At 71.2% G+C, this 18,106-nt stretch carries 13 protein-coding genes; 7 read left to right on the forward strand and 6 right to left on the reverse strand.

Annotation, left to right across the window (positions count from 1 at the left end):
* Positions 1 to 13: 13 nt before the first annotated feature.
* The 3 genes from ectB to ACTMTU_RS33455 form a co-directional block, all read right to left on the reverse strand.
* Positions 14 to 1,282, reverse strand: coding sequence for a diaminobutyrate--2-oxoglutarate transaminase (gene ectB, locus ACTMTU_RS33445; RefSeq protein WP_364597718.1), 1,269 nt, complete (start codon positions 1,280 to 1,282; stop codon positions 14 to 16).
* A gap of 92 nt (positions 1,283 to 1,374) precedes the next feature.
* Positions 1,375 to 1,905: a diaminobutyrate acetyltransferase gene (ectA, locus tag ACTMTU_RS33450; protein WP_441267189.1), complete on the reverse strand. Its 531-nt coding sequence runs from the start codon at positions 1,903 to 1,905 to the stop codon at positions 1,375 to 1,377.
* Between the two features lie 428 nt (positions 1,906 to 2,333).
* Positions 2,334 to 3,434, reverse strand: a complete 1,101-nt coding sequence (locus ACTMTU_RS33455; protein WP_441267190.1) for a pyridoxal-phosphate-dependent aminotransferase family protein — start codon at positions 3,432 to 3,434, stop codon at positions 2,334 to 2,336.
* A 116-nt stretch (positions 3,435 to 3,550) separates the two neighbouring features.
* On the opposite strand from ACTMTU_RS33455, the gene ACTMTU_RS33460 reads away from it, so the two are divergent.
* On the forward strand, positions 3,551 to 4,636 hold the full coding sequence (locus ACTMTU_RS33460; protein WP_441267191.1) for an amidohydrolase family protein: 1,086 nt from the start codon (positions 3,551 to 3,553) through the stop codon (positions 4,634 to 4,636).
* A gap of 64 nt (positions 4,637 to 4,700) precedes the next feature.
* Here the strand turns inward: ACTMTU_RS33460 and ACTMTU_RS33465 are convergent, their stop codons facing one another.
* Positions 4,701 to 6,209 (reverse strand): glutamate synthase subunit beta, encoded by a 1,509-nt coding sequence (locus ACTMTU_RS33465; RefSeq protein WP_441267192.1) that lies wholly within the window; start codon positions 6,207 to 6,209, stop codon positions 4,701 to 4,703.
* Positions 6,210 to 6,452: 243 nt separating this feature from the next.
* Between ACTMTU_RS33465 and ACTMTU_RS33470 the strand changes: the two genes are divergently transcribed.
* The 6 genes from ACTMTU_RS33470 to ACTMTU_RS33495 are packed head-to-tail and all read left to right on the forward strand — an operon-like array spanning position 6,453 to position 16,056.
* A complete protein-coding gene (locus tag ACTMTU_RS33470; RefSeq protein ID WP_441267193.1) occupies positions 6,453 to 8,996 on the forward strand; it encodes a Pls/PosA family non-ribosomal peptide synthetase in 2,544 nt (847 codons plus the stop codon).
* Complete coding sequence (locus ACTMTU_RS33475; RefSeq protein WP_441267194.1) at positions 8,996 to 12,082, forward strand: non-ribosomal peptide synthetase; 3,087 nt, start codon at positions 8,996 to 8,998, stop codon at positions 12,080 to 12,082. Before ACTMTU_RS33470 ends, ACTMTU_RS33475 begins: the two co-directional genes overlap by 1 nt.
* Positions 12,083 to 12,105: 23 nt before the next feature.
* Positions 12,106 to 13,095 carry a TauD/TfdA family dioxygenase gene (locus tag ACTMTU_RS33480; RefSeq protein ID WP_441267195.1) on the forward strand — a complete coding sequence of 330 codons (990 nt, stop codon included), beginning with the start codon at positions 12,106 to 12,108 and terminating at the stop codon, positions 13,093 to 13,095.
* The gene (sbnB, locus tag ACTMTU_RS33485; protein ID WP_441267196.1) at positions 13,092 to 14,177 is read left to right on the forward strand and encodes a 2,3-diaminopropionate biosynthesis protein SbnB; all 1,086 of its coding nucleotides are present in this window, start codon (positions 13,092 to 13,094) and stop codon (positions 14,175 to 14,177) included. Before ACTMTU_RS33480 ends, sbnB begins: the two co-directional genes overlap by 4 nt.
* 56 nt (positions 14,178 to 14,233) lie before the next feature.
* Positions 14,234 to 15,253, forward strand: a complete 1,020-nt coding sequence (gene sbnA, locus ACTMTU_RS33490; protein ID WP_441267197.1) for a 2,3-diaminopropionate biosynthesis protein SbnA — start codon at positions 14,234 to 14,236, stop codon at positions 15,251 to 15,253.
* Positions 15,254 to 15,306: 53 nt separating this feature from the next.
* Positions 15,307 to 16,056, forward strand: coding sequence for a 4'-phosphopantetheinyl transferase family protein (locus tag ACTMTU_RS33495; RefSeq protein ID WP_441267198.1), 750 nt, complete (start codon positions 15,307 to 15,309; stop codon positions 16,054 to 16,056).
* 33 nt (positions 16,057 to 16,089) lie between these two features.
* Here ACTMTU_RS33495 and ACTMTU_RS33500 read toward each other — a convergent pair whose 3' ends face one another.
* Together ACTMTU_RS33500 and sigK are read right to left on the reverse strand one after the other, a co-directional pair.
* Positions 16,090 to 16,830 (reverse strand): anti-sigma factor, encoded by a 741-nt coding sequence (locus ACTMTU_RS33500; RefSeq protein ID WP_441267199.1) that lies wholly within the window; start codon positions 16,828 to 16,830, stop codon positions 16,090 to 16,092.
* Positions 16,827 to 17,423, reverse strand: coding sequence for an ECF RNA polymerase sigma factor SigK (gene sigK, locus ACTMTU_RS33505; RefSeq protein WP_441267257.1), 597 nt, complete (start codon positions 17,421 to 17,423; stop codon positions 16,827 to 16,829). The genes ACTMTU_RS33500 and sigK overlap by 4 nt, the downstream gene beginning before the upstream one ends.
* Positions 17,424 to 18,106: the final 683 nt, after the last annotated feature.

Here is an 18,106-nt window from a genome sequence, read left to right on the forward strand (position 1 = left end):
GTAGTACGGGTGGTCAGGCGGTCTCTCGGACGGAGCGCGCCAGGATGCGCAGGCCCTCGTCCAGCTCGTCGGCGGAGATCGTCAGCGCCGGCAGCAGCTTCACGACCTCGCTCTCCGGCCCGGACGTCTCCAGCAGCATTCCGAGCTCGAAGGCGCGGGCGCAGACGGCGGACGCACGCGGCTTGTCCTCGAACTCCATGCCCCAGACCAGGCCGCGGCCGCGGAAGCTGACGCCCTCGCCGCCCATCTCGTCGACGATGGCGAGCAGCGCACGCTCGACCTGCTCGCCGCGGGCGATGGTCTGCTTCTCCATCTGCCCGTCGGCCCAGTAGGTGTTGAGCGCCGCGGCGGCGGTCACGAACGCCGGGTTGTTGCCGCGGAACGTGCCGTTGTGCTCGCCCGGCTCCCAGATGTCCAGCTCGGGCTTGAACAGGGTGAGCGCCAGGGGCAGGCCGTAGCCGCTGATGGACTTCGAGACGGTGACGATGTCCGGGACGATGCCGGCCTCCTCGAAGGAGAAGAAGCCGCCGGTGCGGCCGCAGCCCATCTGGATGTCGTCGACGATCAGCAGCATGTCCTGGCGGTGGCACAGGTCCTGCAGCGCGCGCAGCCACTCGGCGCGGGCCACGTTGATGCCGCCCTCGCCCTGGACCGTCTCGACGATCACGGCGGCCGGCTTGTTCAGGCCCGAGCCCTGGTCCTCGAGCAGCCGCTCGAACCAGAGGAAGTCGGGGACCTGGCCGTCGAAGTAGTTGTCGAACGGCATCGGGGTGCCGTGCACCAGCGGGATGCCGGCGCCGGCCCGCTTGAAGGCGTTGCCGGTGACGGCGAGCGAGCCGAGCGACATGCCGTGGAAGGCGTTGGTGAACGAGACGACGGACTCGCGGCCCTTCACCTTGCGGGCGAGCTTCAGCGCGGCCTCGACCGCGTTGGTGCCCGTCGGCCCCGGGAACATGACCTTGTAGGGCAGGTCGCGCGGCCGAAGGATCACGTTCTGGAACGACTCGAGGAACGCGCGCTTGGCGGTGGTGGCCATGTCCAGGCCGTGGGTGATGCCGTCGCGCTCGATGTAGTCGATCAGGGCGCGTTTCAGGACCGGGTTGTTGTGCCCGTAGTTCAGCGAGCCTGCGCCGGCGAAGAAGTCGAGGTAGGTGTGGCCGTCCTCGTCGTGGAGGTGGCTGCCCTGGGCGCGGTCGAACACGGCGGGCCAGCCGCGGCAGTAGCTGCGCACCTCGGACTCGAGGGTCTCGAAGACGCTCAGGGCGGGCGGGGTGATGGTCACAGCGAACTCCATGGGGGTGGGGTGGGCGCGAGAGGTCAGGGATGACGCGGCGCGCGCGGGGTGCCGTGCGGGCACGGGGCGCGCGGCAGCGGTCACGCGGCGACGGGGCCGATGCGGTACAGCACTTCCGGCTGGTGCGTCTCCTCGGGGAACAGCCCGCCGTCGAAGAGGACCTCGCGGCTGAGGGATGCTCCGTGGCGCTTGGCGTAGGAGGTGAACAGGGCGTCGGAGGCGGTGTTGTCCGGGGTGATGGTCGTCTCTATCTCGCGGACCCCGTGTCCGCCGGTGACCTTGGCGGTCAGTGCGTCCAGCAGGACGCCGGCCAGCCCCCGGCCCCGGTGCGCATGGTCGACGGCCACCTGCCAGACGACGAGCGCCTCCGGGCGGTCGGGACGTACGTATCCGGTGACGAAGGCGATGGGCTCGCCGTCACGGCCGCGGGCCACGACGGAGGTGGCCGCGAAGTCGCGACACCACAGCAGGTAGCTGTACGAGGAGTTGAGGTCCAGGACCTCGGAGTCGCGGGCGATGCGCCAGATCGCGGCTCCGTCCTCCACTCGTGGGGTGTCGATCTCAAGGAATTCGTCTCGGGCTCGTACAAGGTCTTCTTGTGCGGCGGTCATGTCGATTCAATTTACCCAGCAAATTCGCGAATTGCATCGGGCCAGGGGGTTGGGTGCCGAGAGCCGTTGTGTTATCACGCGGGCGCGAGCTCGCTCCGAATCGTCGAGCGATCGCGCGTGTTTGCCCGGAAATATCCGGGCATATCGTCCTCCCTGTGGTGTCCGTCACATGACGGCAACCCGGTTGACACGTGCTTGAATCGACCCCGAAAACGATACGAATCCCTACGTTTAACGATCCGGATCGGGGGCAGCAGAATGCGGGGAGCTATTTACCGGAGTGAATGCGAATTTGCTCTCCGCTTTAGTTCGGTGCGTTTATGCGGACGAATGCGGGGCACCGGGAGCCGATGTGAGGATCCTGCCGGAGAGCGGCCGCGGAGGCGTACCGCGGGCGAAGGCCCCGCGCGAGCGGGGCCACCCGGTCCTCAGCCCCAGCTCTCGCCGGCCGCCCGGCGCGCGCCCTCGAGATCGACCGACCGGCCGTGCTCGGCCAGCGCGCCGCCCAGCGCCGCGAGCGACGACTGCACCACGCCACGGGTCGCGTCCACTCCGTAGTGGTTGATCCGGATCATTTCCGAGGCCAGCGGACCGCCACCGGCCATCACCGGCAGCGACGGGTCAGCGGCGAGCGCCTTCGCCACCAGGTCCCGGGCGTCCACCCCGGCCGGGGCGCGCAGCGTGGTCGCCACCGGGGCGGCGTGCCGTGCCTCGTGCACGTAGGGTGCGATGCCTCCGCCGAGCGCCAGCGCTCCCGCGCGGGTGGCCGCGGCGGCCGCCGCGTGCCGGGCCGTCACCGCGTCCAGGCCCTCCGACCCGATCCGCTCGAGGCACGCCTCGAGCGCCAGCATCTCCAGCTGAGCGGGCGCGTGCAGCAGGGCCTTGCGCCCGCCGTCGATCCAGCGCTGCTTCCAGTCGAGCAGCGACAGGTAGGAGCCGCGGGGCGCGGCCGGGTTGGCGGCGATGCGCTCCCACGCCCGCTCGCTCACCGACACGGCGGAGACGCCGGCCGGGCCGCCCATCGCCTTCTGCGCGCCGATCACGCACAGGTCCACGCCCCAGGCGTCGGGGAGCAGGGGCTCGGCGGCCACGGACGCGACCGCGTCCAGCATGAACAGCGCGCCGTGCGCCCGTACGACCTCGCCGATCTCGGCGACGGGGTTGGTGTTGCCCGTCGCCGCCTCGGCGTGCACCAGTGAGACGAAGTCGATCTCCGGGTGCTCGGCCAGCGCCCGCGCCACCTGCTCGGCGCTCACCGCCGTGTGGAAGGGGACCTCGAGGTCCACGACATCGGCGCCGCAGTCGCGCAGCCAGTTGCCGAAGGTCTGGCCGTAAGGGCCCGTGACCACGTTCAGCGCCGTCGACCCGGGATGCGCGCCGCCGCGGATGCAGCCCTCGAGGGGCAGCAGGGCCTCGCCCTGCATCACGACCACGTCCTGCTCGGTGCCGAGCAGCGCCGCGACCCGGCGCTCGATGGACGCGAAGTGCGCGGCGGTCAGCGGGGCGAGGTCCAGCAGCGGGTGTGTCACGGCGGTGCTCGGTTTCTCTCGGTGGTCCGGACGGCGTTCCCACCAGGGCCGGACGGTGTTCGGACAGTGTTCGGGCTCTCGCTCGAGACTACCGAGGGCCTCGTACAGTTCCTGGCATGAGCGATCACACGGTGCTGCATGTGAAGGGGCGGGTGCTCGTCGGGCCCGAGGAGGTGCGGGACGAACTGTGGGCGGTCGACGGCCGGATCACCTTCGAACGTCCCCGCGCCGAGGCGGTCACCGTGCACGGCTGGGCGCTGCCCGGGCTGGTCGACGCCCACTGCCACGTCGGTCTCGACCACCACGGCCCGGTCGACGCCGCGACCAGCGAGAAGCAGGCCCTCACCGACCGTGAGGCGGGCACACTGCTGATCCGCGACGCCGGCTCCCCCTCCGACACCCGCTGGATCGACGAGCGCGAGGACCTGCCGAAGATCATCCGGGCGGGCCGGCACATCGCCCGCACCCGCCGCTACATCCGCAACTACGCGCACGAGATCGAGCCCGAGGACCTGGTGGCGTACGTCGCGCGGGAGGCCCGGCGCGGCGACGGCTGGGTCAAGCTCGTCGGTGACTGGATCGACCGTGACGCGGGCGACCTCACCGCCTGCTGGCCGCGCGGGGCGGTGGAGGCGGCCATCGCGGAGGCCCACCGGCTGGGTGCCCGGGTGACGGCGCACTGCTTCGCGGAGGACTCGCTGCGCGACCTCGTCGAGGCCGGCATCGACTGCATCGAGCACGCGACCGGGCTCACGGAGGAGACGATCCCGTTGTTCGCGGAGCGCGGTGTCGCCATCGTCCCGACCCTGGTCAACATCGCCACGTTCCCCGCACTCGCCGCGGGCGGGGAGTCCAAGTTCCCCCAGTGGTCGGACCATATGCGCCGGCTGTACGAGCGCCGCTACGACACCGTGCGTGCGGCTTACGACGCGGGCATACCGGTCTTCGTCGGCACGGACGCCGGCGGTTCCCTCGCGCACGGGCTGGTGGCCGCGGAGGTCGCCGAGCTGGTGAAGGCGGGCATCCCGCCGCTCGAAGCACTGTCGGCGACCACATGGGGAGCCAGGAGCTGGCTGGGCCGCCCGGCGCTGGAGGAGGGCGCCCCGGCCGACCTGGTGGTGTACGAAGAGGACCCGCGGGCCGATGTGCGGGTGCTCGCGGCGCCGCGCCGGATCGTGCTCGATGGGCGGATCGTCGACTGAGGGACGGGTGACGGCGAACGGGAGCCGTACGGGCCGGCCGTACGGAAGCGCGTCCCGTGAGCCGTCACGCGGTGAGAGGCCCGTCCGTCGCCGTCAGGGGAGCGGGGAGGTCGGTGGAGCCGGTCAGATAGCGGTCCGCCGCCGCCGCGGCGGACCGTCCCTCCGCTATGGCCCACACCACGAGGGACTGGCCGCGACCCGCGTCCCCCGCGACGAAGACGCCGTCTGCCACGCTGCGCTCCGGCTGCTCGTCCCCCTCCTCCCGCAGCGCCGCGAAGGCGGCGTTCCGCCCGAAGTTGCCCCGCGCGTCGAAGGTGAGTCCGAGTTGCGTGGCCAGGGCGGTGTCCCGTTCGGGCCCGGAGAATCCGAGGGCGAGCAGGACCAGGTCCGCCCTCAGCACCCGCTCGGTGCCGGCCCGGGGATGTCTGGCCGAGGGCTCCACCTCGGTCAGATGCAGCGCGCGTACATGGCCGGCCGCGTCACCCTCGAAGCGCACGGTGGCCGTGGAGTACCTCCTCGGATCGGCGCCGTCGCGGGCACGGGCCTCCTCATGGGCGTGGGAGACCCGGTAGATCTTCGGATACACCGGCCACGGCTGGCTCTCGGTGCGTGTGTCGCCCGGCTCGGGGTTGATGTCCAACTGCACCACCGACGCGGCCTTCTGACGCAGCGCGGTGCCGAGACAGTCGGAGGCGGTGTCGCCGCCTCCGACGATCACCACGTGTCTGCCCTCCGCGGTCACGGCCGGCTGCGCGTGGTCGCCCTCCGTGACACGGTTCGCCGCAGTCAGGTAGTCCATCGCCTGGTGGATGCCGTGCAGTTCGCGACCCGGCACCGGGAGCTCCCGCTGCTGTGTCGCACCGACGGCGACGATCACCGCGTCGTGGCGGCTCCTCACCTCCGCCACGGCGACGTCACGGCCGACGTCGACGCCGGGACGGAAGACCGTCCCCTCCGCCCTCATCTGCTCGATACGGCGGTCCAGGTGCCGCTTCTCCATCTTGAACGCGGGGATGCCGTAACGGAGCAGACCGCCGATGCGGTCGGCGCGTTCGTAGACCGCGACGGTGTAGCCGGCACGCGTGAGCTGTTGCGCCGCCGCCAGGCCCGCCGGCCCGGAGCCCACGACCGCGACCGATGAGCCGATGAGCCGCTCCGGCGGAAGCGGGGACACGAGCCCCCGTTCCCACGCCTGGTCGGCGATCGTCTGCTCCACGTTCTTGATCGTCACCGGCTCGGAGTTGATCGCGAGGACGCACGCGGGCTCGCAGGGTGCCGGGCAGAGCCGGCCGGTGAACTCGGGAAAGTTGTCGGTGGCATGCAGCCGCTCTGCGGCGGCGCCCCAGTCGCTGTGGGCGGCGTACACGTTCCACTCCGGTATGAGGTTCCCCAGCGGGCAGCCGTTGTGGCAGAACGGGATGCCGCAGTCCATGCAGCGCCCTGCCTGCAAAGAGACCACCGGCAGCAGGGCCTGACCGGCGTGCACCTCGTGCCAGTCGCCGAGCCGTTCCTCGGCGGGACGCGCGGTCACGGGCCGGCGGGGAGTCGTCAGGAAACCGAAGGGGTCGGTCATGTCGCCCTCTGTGATGCCGACTGGGGGATTTCAACAGGGCGTTCTCATGAGCCTACGCCTCTGGTCCGCGCGGAACACGGCCAAGGCCCGGGACCGGACGGTAAGTGAGACCGGTGTTCACCATGTGAGAATTTCTGCTTTGTGCCCATACGTCCTCCCGGCGGCGACGAATAAGGATCAGGTGAGGACTTCGACGCTGAAGGCGCGGGTCCAGCCGACCGGACACAGCCCAGGGGAGCGCTCATGGCGGGAAAGTCGCTCGAAGCGTTGGCCATCGGATCCGCGGATCCTGCTCGCCGGCTCGACGAGGCCCCGGTTCCCGCCACCGGCGCACAGGAGACACTCGCCCTGCTGCTAGCGGACGTCGCGCAGGTGGACGAAGTGCCCCTCGACAGTCACTTCTTCGACGATCTGGGGGCCGACTCCCTGGTCATGGCCCACTTCTGTGCCCGCGTCAGAAAGCGCCCGGACCTGCCGTCGGTTTCCATGAGGGACGTCTACCGCCACCCGACGGTCAGAGATCTGGCAGCAGCGCTCGCACAGTCCGCCGCGGCCCCGGCCGCCCCGGCCGCTCCGGCGCCCGAGGTCAGCCCGCCCGCACCGGTGGCCGCCCCGCTCGGCAGGCCCCACTACGTGCTGTGCGGAGCGCTGCAGGCCGCAAGCTTCGTCGGCTATGCCTTCCTCATTGCGTTCGTCAGCACGGCGGGTTACGAATGGATCGCCGCCGGAACGCACCTCCTCGACGTCTACCTGCGGTCGGTGGTGTTCGGCGCCGTGATGCTGCTCGTCATGTGCGCTCTGCCCGTCCTGGCGAAGTGGCTGCTCATCGGCCGTTGGAAACCTGAAAGGATCAGTGTCTGGAGCCTGGCGTACGTCCGCTTCTGGCTGGTCAAGACACTCGTCCGGTCGAACCCGCTGGTCCTGCTCGCCGGCTCGCCGCTGTTCGTCCTCTATCTCAAGGCGCTCGGCGCGCGGATCGGGCGGGGCGTGACGATCCTCTCCCGCAATGTGCCCGTGTGCACCGATCTGCTGGCCGTCGGTGACGGCACGGTCATCCGCAAGGATGTCCTGATCAGCTGCTATCGCGCCCACGACGGCGCGATCGAGACAGGGCCGGTCAGCCTCGGGCGGGACGTGGTCGTCAGCGAGGCGACGGTGCTCGACATCGACACCTCGATGGGCGATCGGGCGCAGCTCGGCCACGCGTCCTCGCTGCACGCGGGCCAGGCGGTGCCCGACGGCGGGCATTGGCACGGATCGCCGGCGCAGCCCGGCGACACGGACTTCCTGGCCGTCGGGCCCGCCCGCTGCGGTGCGGTGCGCAGGGCGGTGCACAGTGGGCTGCTGGTGCTTACGGCGCTCCTGGTGTACGTACCGCTGGCGGTGGGCTGCCTGGACGTGCTGCTCTCCCGGGCCCCGCAGCTGACCACCGTGCTGGAACCGGGACCGGCCGCCCTCGGTGAATGGGTGTTCTACGCCGACCTGCTGGCGTTCACCGCCGTGGTCTTCTTCGGCGGCGTGCCGCTCACCCTGGTCCTGCTGTTCACCGTCCCGCGCCTACTGGGCCTGCTGGTGAAACCGGGTCGGGTGTACCCGCTGTACGGCTTCCACCACGCGGTGCACCGGGCCACCCTCCGGCTCACCAACAGACGGTTCCTGACCCGTCTGTTCGGCGACAGCAGTTGCATCGTGCACTATCTGCGCGGCCTCGGCTACGACCTGTCCCGGCTGGAGCAGACCGGTTCCAACTTCGGAACCGTGGTGAAGCACGAGAGTCCCTCGGCCAGTGCCGTCGGCAGCGGCACCATGGTCGCGGACGGGCTCTCGTTGATGAACGCCGACTACTCGAGCACCGCCTTCCGCCTGGCCCGGACCTCGATCGGCGCGCACAACTTCCTCGGGAACCGGATCGCCTACCCCTCGCGCGGCCGGACGGGCGACAACTGTCTGCTGGCGACCAAGGTCATGGTCCCCGTCGACGGTCCGGTCCGGGAGAACACCGGCCTCCTCGGCTCCCCCTGCTTCGAGATCCCACGGTCGGTACTGCGGGACAGCACCTTCGACGACCTGAAGAGCGGCGCCGAGCTGCGCAGTGCTCTCCGGGCCAAGAACCGCCACAACGCCGTCACCATGGCGTTGTTCCTGACCACGGGATGGCTGTACTTCTTCTGCGTCATGGTCTTGTTCGCGGGGGCAGCCCAGTTGTACGCACAGTGGGGCGTGGTGGCACTCGCACTCGCCAACGCCCTCCTGCTGCCGTTCACCGTCCTGTACTACGTACTCGTCGAACGCGCGGTCAGCGCCGTGCACCGGCCGGAGCCGCTGTTCTGCTCGATCTACGACGTCCGCTTCTGGCGGCGCGAGCGGTACTGGAAGGTCCCCTCGGAGACGTATCTGCGGATCCTCAACGGCACGCCGTTCAAGAGCGTCGTGTGGCGGATGCTCGGCGTCCGCATCGGCAGCAGGGTGTTCGACGACGGCTGCAGTCTGACCGAACGGCCCATGGCCACCATCGGGGACGGCTGCACGCTGGCCGCGGGCAGCGCCGTCCAGTGCCATTCACAGGAGGACGGCACCTTCAAGTCGGATCGCAGCACGATCGGTTCCGGCTGCACCCTCGGCGTCGGTGCCTTCGTCCACTACGGCGTGACGATCGGCGACGGCGCCCTGCTGGAGGCGGACTCCTTCCTGATGAAGGGGGAGACGGTCCCGGCACATGCCCGGTGGGCGGGCAACCCGGCCCGGCCGGCCGGGCCGGAACAGGACGGCAGCGGAGGTGGGTTCTGATGGCGTCAGCGGAGACCTGCGCGGCCTCCGGGCACGACACCCTGTCCGCCGGCGGGTTCACGGCCGCACCACGCTGGGTCACGACGCCGGTGCCCGGTACAGCGGAACACACAACGGCCCTCCCCGGCGGTCTGACCGCAAACCTGCGAAGGCAGGCCGAGGCCCTCGGGGTCCCGCTCACCGCGGTGCTGCTGGCCGTGCACGTGAAGGTGCTCGCCGCACTGTCCGGCGACCGTGTCGTCCGCACCGGCTACCTCCCGCCGTCGGGTGCCGGGCCGCTGCCCTGCGGGCTGACGGTGGAGCCCGGCCCCTGGCGTCAGGTCGTGCTGGACGCCTGCCGGACCGAGGAGCAGCTCCTGGCTTCGCGTCAGGTACGGGAGAGCCGAGGTCCCTGGCCCGAGGTCGTCTTCGCCCCGGCCGACGGCGGCCCGGTCGTACCGGGGGACAGCGTGCTGAGTGTGACAGTGGTGAAGGAGGACGACACCCCGGTCTCTCTGCGTCTGCGGTACCGGACCGACGTGCTCGACGCCGGCTGTGCCGCCCGGATCGGCGGTTACCACCTCGCGGCCCTCGAACAGATCGCAGCCGACCCGGACGCCCCGCACCAGCGGCAGAGCCTGCTGTCCGCCGAGGAACTGCGCTTCCAGATCGACGGACTCGCCGGCCCGAGCCGCGAGCTGCCCGACCTCCGCTTCCACGAACTCTTCGAGGAACGGGTGCGCCGGCATCCGGACGCCGTTGCGGCGGTGCACGGCGATCGGCGATGGACATACCGGGAGCTCGACGTACGGGCCAACCGGCTGGCGCGCGGCCTGCTGGCGGAGGGCCTCGGCCCTGAGGACGTCGTCGCGGTGGTCACCGGGCGCGACCTGAACTGGATGGCCGGTGTACTGGGCGTCCTCAAGGCGGGCGGCGCCTACCTGCCGATCGACCCGCAGTACCCGCCCGGGCGTATCGCCACGATGCTCGACCGGGCCCGGTGCGAGATCGTGCTCACCGAACCGGGCAGCACCACCAACCTGGACCGGGCCGTCTCCTCGCTGCCCGGGACGCGCACGCTCCTCGTCCCCGCGCTCGCCGAGAGCGACACCGACGGAGGCGACCTCGGCCTCGACGTGGCGACGGACCGGCTCGCATACGTCTGCTTCACCTCCGGCTCCACCGGCGAGCCCAAGGGCGCGATGTGCGAGCACGCCGGCATGCTCAACCACCTTTACGCGAAGATCGACGACCTGGGGATCGGCGAGGGGCAGGTCGTGGCGCAGACCGCTTCCCAGTGCTTCGACATCTCGGTGTGGCAGCTTCTCTCCGCGCTGCTGGTCGGCGGGCGGACGCTGCTGGTGGAGCAGGAGGCGATCCTCGACGCCGACCGGTTCCTGGACACGATCGCGGAGGGCCGTGTCGAGATTCTGCAACTCGTACCGTCGTACCTCGACGTCGTCCTGTCCGCCCTCGAGCGCAGCCCGCGCGACCTGCCGGACCTGAAGTGCGTCTCGGTCACCGGTGAGGACCTGAAGCGGGAGCTCGTCCAGCGCTGGTTCACCGCCCGGCCCGGAACCCGCCTCGTCAATGCCTACGGACTGACGGAGACGTCGGACGACACCAACCACGAAGTGATGGACGCGGTGCCGGCCGGCGGGCGGATCCCCCTCGGCCGGCCCGTCAACAACGTGCGCGTCTACGTCGTCGACGACGACCTGTCACCGGTTCCCCTCGGCGCCCCCGGAGCCATCGTGTTCTCCGGCATCTGCGTCGGGCGCGGCTACGTCAACGACCCCGAACGCACCAGGTCCGTCTATCTTGCCGATCCGCACCGCCCGGGCAGGCGGCTCTACCGGGGCGGTGACTTCGGCCGCTGGCTGCCCGACGGGAAGCTGGAGTTCCTCGGCCGCAAGGACGCCCAGGTCAAGATCCGCGGGTTCCGCATCGAGATCGGTGAGATCGAGAACACCCTGCTGCGCCTGCCGGACGTGCGCGACTGCGCCGTCGTGGTCACCGGCCCGGAGGGGCACGACAGGCAACTGGTCGCCTTCTGCACCGGCCCGCGACCGCCGGCGGCCGACGACCTGCGTGAGCGGCTGGGCGAGCTGTTGCCCGAGTACATGGTCCCGGCCGCCTTCCACCAGCTCGAGAGCCTGCCCCTCACGGCCAACGGCAAGACCGACAGGAGGGCGCTGGCCGCGCTCGCCGAAGAACTCGGCGCCGCCGCCCACGCCTTCGCGGCGCCGCGGACCCCGACGGAACAGCGATTGGCGGCGGCGTGGGCCGCGGTTCTCGACGTTGCGCCCGAGCGGATCGGCCGGCGCGCGAACTTCTTCGACCTGGGCGGCACGTCCCTGTCGGCCGTGCGGCTCGCGATCTCGCTGGATCGCGTGATCTCCCTCCGCGACCTCACCCGCTGTCCGGTCCTGGCCGATCTGGCCGCCCTCGTCGACTCCCGTGACGGCGGCCGGCGCCGGACCGCGTCCGGAGTGCTGCGGACGCTCACGCCGCCGGACGGCCGCTCAGCGGGCGCCCTGGTCTGCTTCCCCGACACCGGCCGCGACGCGGCGGACTTCCGGCCGCTCGCCGACGCCCTGCGTGACAGTGGGCTGACCGTGTACGCCGCCGCGATCGCGGCCTCCGGTGCCGGGCCCCCGGTCGTCCCGCTCCTCGCGACGGAGATCGACCGACTCGGCGCCGCGGGAGTGCTGCTCTGGGGAGACGGTGCGGGTGCGGCGACCGCCGTGGACACGGCCCGGACCCTGGAGCAGCGCGGTGTGCCCGTGCGGAGAGTCTTCGCCGCCGCATCCGACGGCCACCCGGGCCTCCACGACACCGAGCCGGCGCTTCCCACCGAGCGGCTCGCCGCACCCCTGACCCTGCTCCTCCGCGCCGGTGAGCCCGGATCCGCCGAGGCGCCCGACGCACCTCGTGCCCCTGACGGCGTGGAGGGCACGCGGTGGCCACTCGGCGACCGGCAGCTCTCGGCCGGGCACCTCGACCTGTGGAACGTACCCGGCGGGGGAGGCCACTTCCTGCGCACCCGCCCGACCGAGGCGGCCAAGGCCGTGGTCCGTGCGGCCATGTCACCGTCCGACGCCTGAATCACGTACGAGAGGAGACCGACATGCTGTCCGCACTGTTCCGCAAGCAGGCGACGCCCACCGAGCCGGCGACCCTGCAGGTCGGCAGCACCACCGACGTGGAGGCATGGGCGGCCGATCAGCGGGACACCCTGCGCGGCCTCGTCGCCGAGCACGGCGCACTCATGGTCCAAGGCCTCGGGCTGCGCACCGCGGCCGACGTCGCGGCGGTCCTGCGGCAGGTGGCCACCCGCCCGGCGATCGAGCGGGAGGCCTTCGCCGCCCGCGAGAACTACGCCGAAGGCGTCTATTCGTCGTCGGCGTGGCCGGCCGGCCAAACGATGTGCATGCACCACGAGCTGAGCTACGCGGCCCAGTTCCCGGGGCTGCTGCTCTTCGCCTGCATCCGCCCGCCCACCGAGGGCGGGGCCACCGCGGTGGCCGACTCGACCGCCGTCCTGGAGGCTCTGCCGACCGGACTGGTCGAGCGCTTCGAACGGGAAGGCTGGCTGCTCACCCGCACCTACAACGACGAGATCGGCGCCACGCTCACCCAGGCGTTCGGCACCGACGACCGCGGTGCCGTCGAGGCGTACTGCCGCGCCAACGCCATCGAATGGGCCTGGCAGCCGGACGGCTCCCTGCGCACCCGGCAGCACCGCGCCGCCGTTCTGCCCCATCCCGTCACCGGCGTCCGCTGCTGGTTCAACCAGATCGCCTTCCTGAACGAGTGGACGATGGCCCCCGAGGTGCGGGAGTTCCTCATCGAGGAGTACGGCCCGGACGATCTTCCCTTCAACACCCGTTTCGGCAACGGCGATCCCTTGCCCCCTGACGTCGTCGAGCAGATCAACAAGGTCTACGAGGCACACACCCTGCGCCGGCCGTGGCAGGCCGGCGACCTGATGCTCGTCGACAACATCCGTACCGCGCACAGCAGAGAGGCCTACGCGGGTCCGCGGGACGTGGTGGTGGCGATGGCGGACCCGGTGCGCCGGACCGGACCCGCACGGATCGGGAGGGCAGCGGCATGACCACGGTGAACCACCCCCTCCTCGACGAGATCACCCGTGGCGACACCCGCTCGGACGCCCGTACCGTGCCGCCCTTCGCGGTCGTCTCCGGCGAGCAGGTCAAGAGCGTCCTGGAGGGCCGGGAGAAGGCCGTCGTGGACGTGGTCGAGGCGGCGTACCGCCTGCACGGCGCCGGTCGCACGGTCAACCCGCCGTCGTCCTTCCTGCGGTTCCCCGACCGTCCGTCGTCGCGGATCATCGCGCTGCCCGCCTCGCTCGGCGGCGAGGCACGGGTGGACGGACTCAAGTGGATCTCCAGCTTCCCGGAGAACGTGTCGTCGGAGATCCCGCGGGCCTCTGCGGTCCTCATCCTCAACGACCACGACACCGGCTATCCGTTCGCCTGCATGGAGAGCTCGATCATCAGCGCCGCCCGGACGGCCGCGTCCGCCGTGTCGGCAGCCGGCTGGCTCAGCAGGGGCCGGCCGCGCCCTGCCCGTCTCGGGTTCGTCGGCGCGGGCCTGATCGCCCGTTACATCCACACCTACCTGGACGGCACCGGCTGGTCGTTCGACGAGATCGGCGTGCACGACGTGTCCGCGGCCAGCGCGGCGGGCTTCCGCCTCTACCTGGAGCAGTCGGGAGCCGCGGGCCGGGTCACCGTGCACCACGGCGCCGAGGCGCTGATCCGCTGCAGCGATCTGGTGGTCTTCGCCACCGTCGCCGCCCGGCCGCACATCAGCGACCCCTCGTGGTTCCGCCACGATCCGGTGGTGCTGCACGTGTCGCTGCGAGATCTCGCGCCGCAGGTCCTGCTGTCCGCCACCAACATCGTCGACGACATCGACCACTGCCTCAGGGCCGCCACTTCACCCCACCTCACCGAGCAGCTCACCGGCAGCCGGACCTTCCTGCACGGCACGCTGGACGACGTGATGGCCGGAAGGGTCGAGGTGCCCGCGGACCGACCCGCGGTGTTTTCCCCGTTCGGGCTCGGAATCCTCGATCTGGCGGTCGGCCGCTACGTCTACGACGAGGTGGTCCGGTCCGGCGAACTGCACGTCATCGACAACTTCTTCCACGAGCTGCGCCGGTACGGATGAGGCGGCGCGACGTAGCGCCGCCCGGCCGGAGATCCACGGCAGACGAGGAGACCATCGTGCCCGTCATATCCGTTCCCCAAGCCTTCAACGAGGAGGACCTGTACGTCGACCTGCGGCAGATGCTCGGACAGCCTTTGTTCCTCAAGTGCGAGGGATTCAACTTCGCCGGTTCGATCAAGCTGAAGGCCGCGACCGAGATGGTGGAGTCCGCCGAGCGGAGAGGCGTCATCACCCGGGACTCCATCCTGGTCGAGTCCTCCTCCGGCAATCTCGGAGTGGCTCTCAGCATGATCGCGGCGAGCAAGGGCTACCGGTTCTTCTGCGTGACGGACACCCGCTGCAACCTGGCCACCAGGCTGATGATGGAAGCACTGGGCAGCACGGTCCACGTGGTCTCCGAGGGGACCGCCGACGGCGGTCTTCTCGGCGCACGGCTCGCATTCGTGCGTGACCTGTGCGCCGCGAATCCTCACTGCGTCTGGCTGAGCCAGTACACCAACGCCGACAACTGGAAGGCCCACTACCGCAGGACGGCTCCCGCCATCGCCCGCGGGTTCCCGGACCTGGACGTGCTGTTCATAGGTGTCGGCACCACCGGAACCCTGATGGGCTGCGCCCGCTGGTTCCGCAGATGGCACCGGCCGGTGCGCATCGTGGCGGTGGACAGCGTCGGCTCCGCGATCTTCGGCGACCCACCGGGACGCCGGATGATTCCCGGCCTCGGCATGAGCGTCCGCCCGCCGCTGCTCGACGAGTCGTACGTGGACGAGGCGGTGCGCGTCGAGGAGGCGGACACCATCCGCACCTGCCGCAGCCTGGCCATGCGCGGCTTCCTCTTCGGCGGCTCCACCGGCACGGTGGTCAGCGGCGCCAAGAAATGGCTCGACCGGCACGACACCCGCGGCCTCACCCCGGTGGCGATCGCCCCGGACCTCGGTGAGCGGTACCTCGACACCATCTACCAGTCCAACTGGGTGCGGGGCCTCTACGGCGAGGACGTCCTCCTTCCGGACGGGCCGACGGAAGGGGACGGCCGGGCACACAGAGCCGGCGCGTCCAAGGGCATGACGTTCTGACGCACGGGGCGCCTGCGCCACCTCGGCCCGTCCGGTGGCCTCGCGGAAGGCGTATGACCATGTACACCGATCACCACTTCGAGACCCTTCCTGCGGCGAGACCGCAGTCTGCACTCCGCCCGAACGACCTCGTACCCGGCGCGTGGGCACAACCTGCTCCGCCCCGGCCCGGAGCGCCGCGGCTGTGGCTCGCGCGCGTGGAGGACCTGCGCGATGTCGTCGCACCGCTCGCCGCCTCGGTGCTGGACGGCGGCGAGAGGGCACGGGAGGCGGCGCTGCGCAGGGCGGTGGACCGGGACGGCTACCGGGTCACCCATGTCTGCCTGCGGCTGCTCCTGGGTGCCTACTTGGGGATCGACCCGCCGGATGTGCGGCTCGCACGAGCGCAGTGCCCCCGGTGCGGGGGCCCGCACGGCCGCCCCCTGGTCCGCGAGGCCGCTCCGCACTTCTCCGTCTCCCGCACACCGGGGTACTGCCTCCTCGCCTTCGCGGTCACCGAGGTCGGCGCCGATGTGGAGAAGGTTCCCTCCTCCGCCCTCGTCGAGGAGATGTCCGCGGCGTTGCACCCTCGGGAGACCGCCGAGCTCGCGGCCTGCCCCCCGGCGGACCGCCCGGCGGCGTTCGCCCGGGCATGGACCCGCAAGGAGGCGTATCTGAAGGCGCTCGGCACCGGACTCGGACGCGACCTTCGCTCGGACCACCTCGGCACGTCGCCACATCCGGCCCGGATAACCGGCTGGTCGGTCATCGACGTCTCCGTTCCCGCGGGCTACGAGGCAGCCGTCGTGGTTCGCCGCGGCTGACAGGAGCGCCGTCGAACGCGATGCGGGCGGCGGTCACGCGGGAACGTGGATGTAGGCCAGCGGGTCGGTGGTGGGCTGCAGGGACCCGCCGACAGGTTCGACGGTGATACAGACGGCGGTGGCCTCCTTGAGCGGCCCGTCGAGGACGCGGGCCTGGCGGCCGCCCGAGCCGGGCAGCAGACCAGCGGGCCGGTACTGCTCGCCTTCGGCGTACCACAGCTCGTAGACCTGGTCCTCGGCGAGGGAAGGCAGGCCGGAGGCGATGAACGCGGCCCGGCCCTGGGACCGGGAGGTGATCACACTCGCAGTGGCGCCGTCGGGCAGGCCCTCGGTGCTGATCGTCGCGTCCCGGGCGGCGATGACGTCGGCGAGGGCGGCCGTGTCGGAGCGCACCTCGGCGAGCCGCAGGCGCGCGCTGTCGGCCCCGGAGTGCTGCCACGCCGCCACACCGCCCAGGCCCACCGCTGCCGCGAGGCACGCGGCCATCGCCAGCCGTAGGCCCCGCTGCGGCCGGCGGGGCCGTTGCCGCGCGCCGGGGGAGGGCCGGTCCTGCCGGACGGAGGCGATCTCCGCCAGCACTCGGCGGCGCAGGTCCGCGGGCGGCGCGAGAGACTCGGCCGCGGCCAGCAGGGCGGCGGTGGGCGTCAGCTCGTCGGCTTCACGGCGGCAGGACGCACACCCGGCCAGGTGGTTCTCGAAGGCCGCCTCCTCGGCGAGCGGCAGGGCGTGCAGCGCGTAGGCGCCGATGGGGAGATGCGGGTCGTCGATGCTCATGAGGCGGCCTCCAGACACTCGCGCAGGTTCTGCAGCCCCTGCCGCATCCGTGACTTGATCGTTCCCGCCGGGGCGGCCAGGGCATCGGCCACCTCCGCGTACGTCAGGCCCTGGTAGAAGGCGAGCATCAGAGGCACCCGCTGCGCGTCCTTCAGAGCGCTCAGGCAGCGGAAGACCACCCGCTGCTCCTCGCGGCCTTCCACTGCTTCGGCGACCATGTCGAAGGGCGGCTCGTGCTCCAGCACGACGGAGCGCAGCTCGCGGGCCCTGCCGGCGGCCACGGAACGTACCCGGTCCACCGCCCGGCGGTGCGCCAGGGTGAGCACCCAGCTCCGGGCGGCTCCCCGCTCCGGACGGAAGCGGTCCGCGGTGCGCCACACCTCGATCATGACGTCCTGAGTCACCTCTTCCGCCTGTGCCTCGTCCCGCAGCACCCGGCGGGCCAGTCCCATCACCGGCGGTGCGAGAGCGTCGTAGACGCCGGCGAAGGCCTGCTGATCGCCCTCGGCCGCACGGGTGAGCAGGCCGTCCACCCGGTCGTCGTCCTCGGGACGCCCGGCGCCGTGCTTGCCGTCACTCCTGGTGCCCGGCATCTGTTCCACACTCCATCGCCGCTCCTCGACTCGGCTCGACCCCATACCGTCGGCGCTCTTCGCGCATCCGGCCGAGAGCCGTCCGCCTGACGTATTCACCTCCTTGCCGCAGACGGCCGCCGGACGATGTCGCTCGCCCGGGGACCGGTGCCGGACTGTTCAGGTGCACGACCGCGTGCACGGTCCTGCACTCCCGTCCCAGGCACCGGATCGAGGAACAACCCCTCATCGGTTATTCGAAGCTGCGGACCCCGTGGATCACAGTGATCAGCGACTGGGGCGATATTCGGGACCCCGGTTCGTCGGCGCCGTCACGCGCGTCCTGACGCCCGGGCCACCTCTCACCCGACCGGGAACGGTTGCCGACCTGTCGGACCCCGGAATGGGGATCAGGGCGGGTGCCGGTGGCCCAGGGCGAGTGAACACGCGGCGCTGGTGCCGGTCGGGAAGGACGGCGGACCACAGTGCTCTCGGCGGACCACAGTGCTCTCAGACCGGCTTCGAGGGGCGCGGTGCACGGCCCGGCGACCGGGACAAAGGCCGTGGAGACGACTGTCGGATGCGCGATGCTGAAGGCGGAGACGGTGCACAGGCATGAGGCGTTTCGGAAACCCCACTTTCGAGTGAACCGCCCGCAGGCATCTGTCAGTTCACTCTTCGTGCGTAAAGATTTCGGTGTCCCG

It is taken from the genome of Streptomyces sp. OZ13 (assembly GCF_052068155.1).
Lineage (GTDB): Bacteria > Actinomycetota > Actinomycetes > Streptomycetales > Streptomycetaceae > Streptomyces.

Coding starts and splice junctions, on each gene's coding strand:
- ACTMTU_RS33475 (WP_441267194.1), top strand. CDS start 8,996: ATGGCGTCAGCGGAGACCTGCGCGGCCTCCGGGCACGACACCCTGTCC.
- sigK (WP_441267257.1), bottom strand. CDS start 17,423: ATGCCGGGCACCAGGAGTGACGGCAAGCACGGCGCCGGGCGTCCCGAG.
- ACTMTU_RS33465 (WP_441267192.1), bottom strand. CDS start 6,209: ATGACCGACCCCTTCGGTTTCCTGACGACTCCCCGCCGGCCCGTGACC.
- ACTMTU_RS33495 (WP_441267198.1), top strand. CDS start 15,307: ATGACCATGTACACCGATCACCACTTCGAGACCCTTCCTGCGGCGAGA.
- ACTMTU_RS33470 (WP_441267193.1), top strand. CDS start 6,453: ATGGCGGGAAAGTCGCTCGAAGCGTTGGCCATCGGATCCGCGGATCCT.
- ACTMTU_RS33460 (WP_441267191.1), top strand. CDS start 3,551: ATGAGCGATCACACGGTGCTGCATGTGAAGGGGCGGGTGCTCGTCGGG.
- ACTMTU_RS33500 (WP_441267199.1), bottom strand. CDS start 16,830: ATGAGCATCGACGACCCGCATCTCCCCATCGGCGCCTACGCGCTGCAC.
- ectA (WP_441267189.1), bottom strand. CDS start 1,905: ATGACCGCCGCACAAGAAGACCTTGTACGAGCCCGAGACGAATTCCTT.
- sbnB (WP_441267196.1), top strand. CDS start 13,092: ATGACCACGGTGAACCACCCCCTCCTCGACGAGATCACCCGTGGCGAC.
- ACTMTU_RS33480 (WP_441267195.1), top strand. CDS start 12,106: ATGCTGTCCGCACTGTTCCGCAAGCAGGCGACGCCCACCGAGCCGGCG.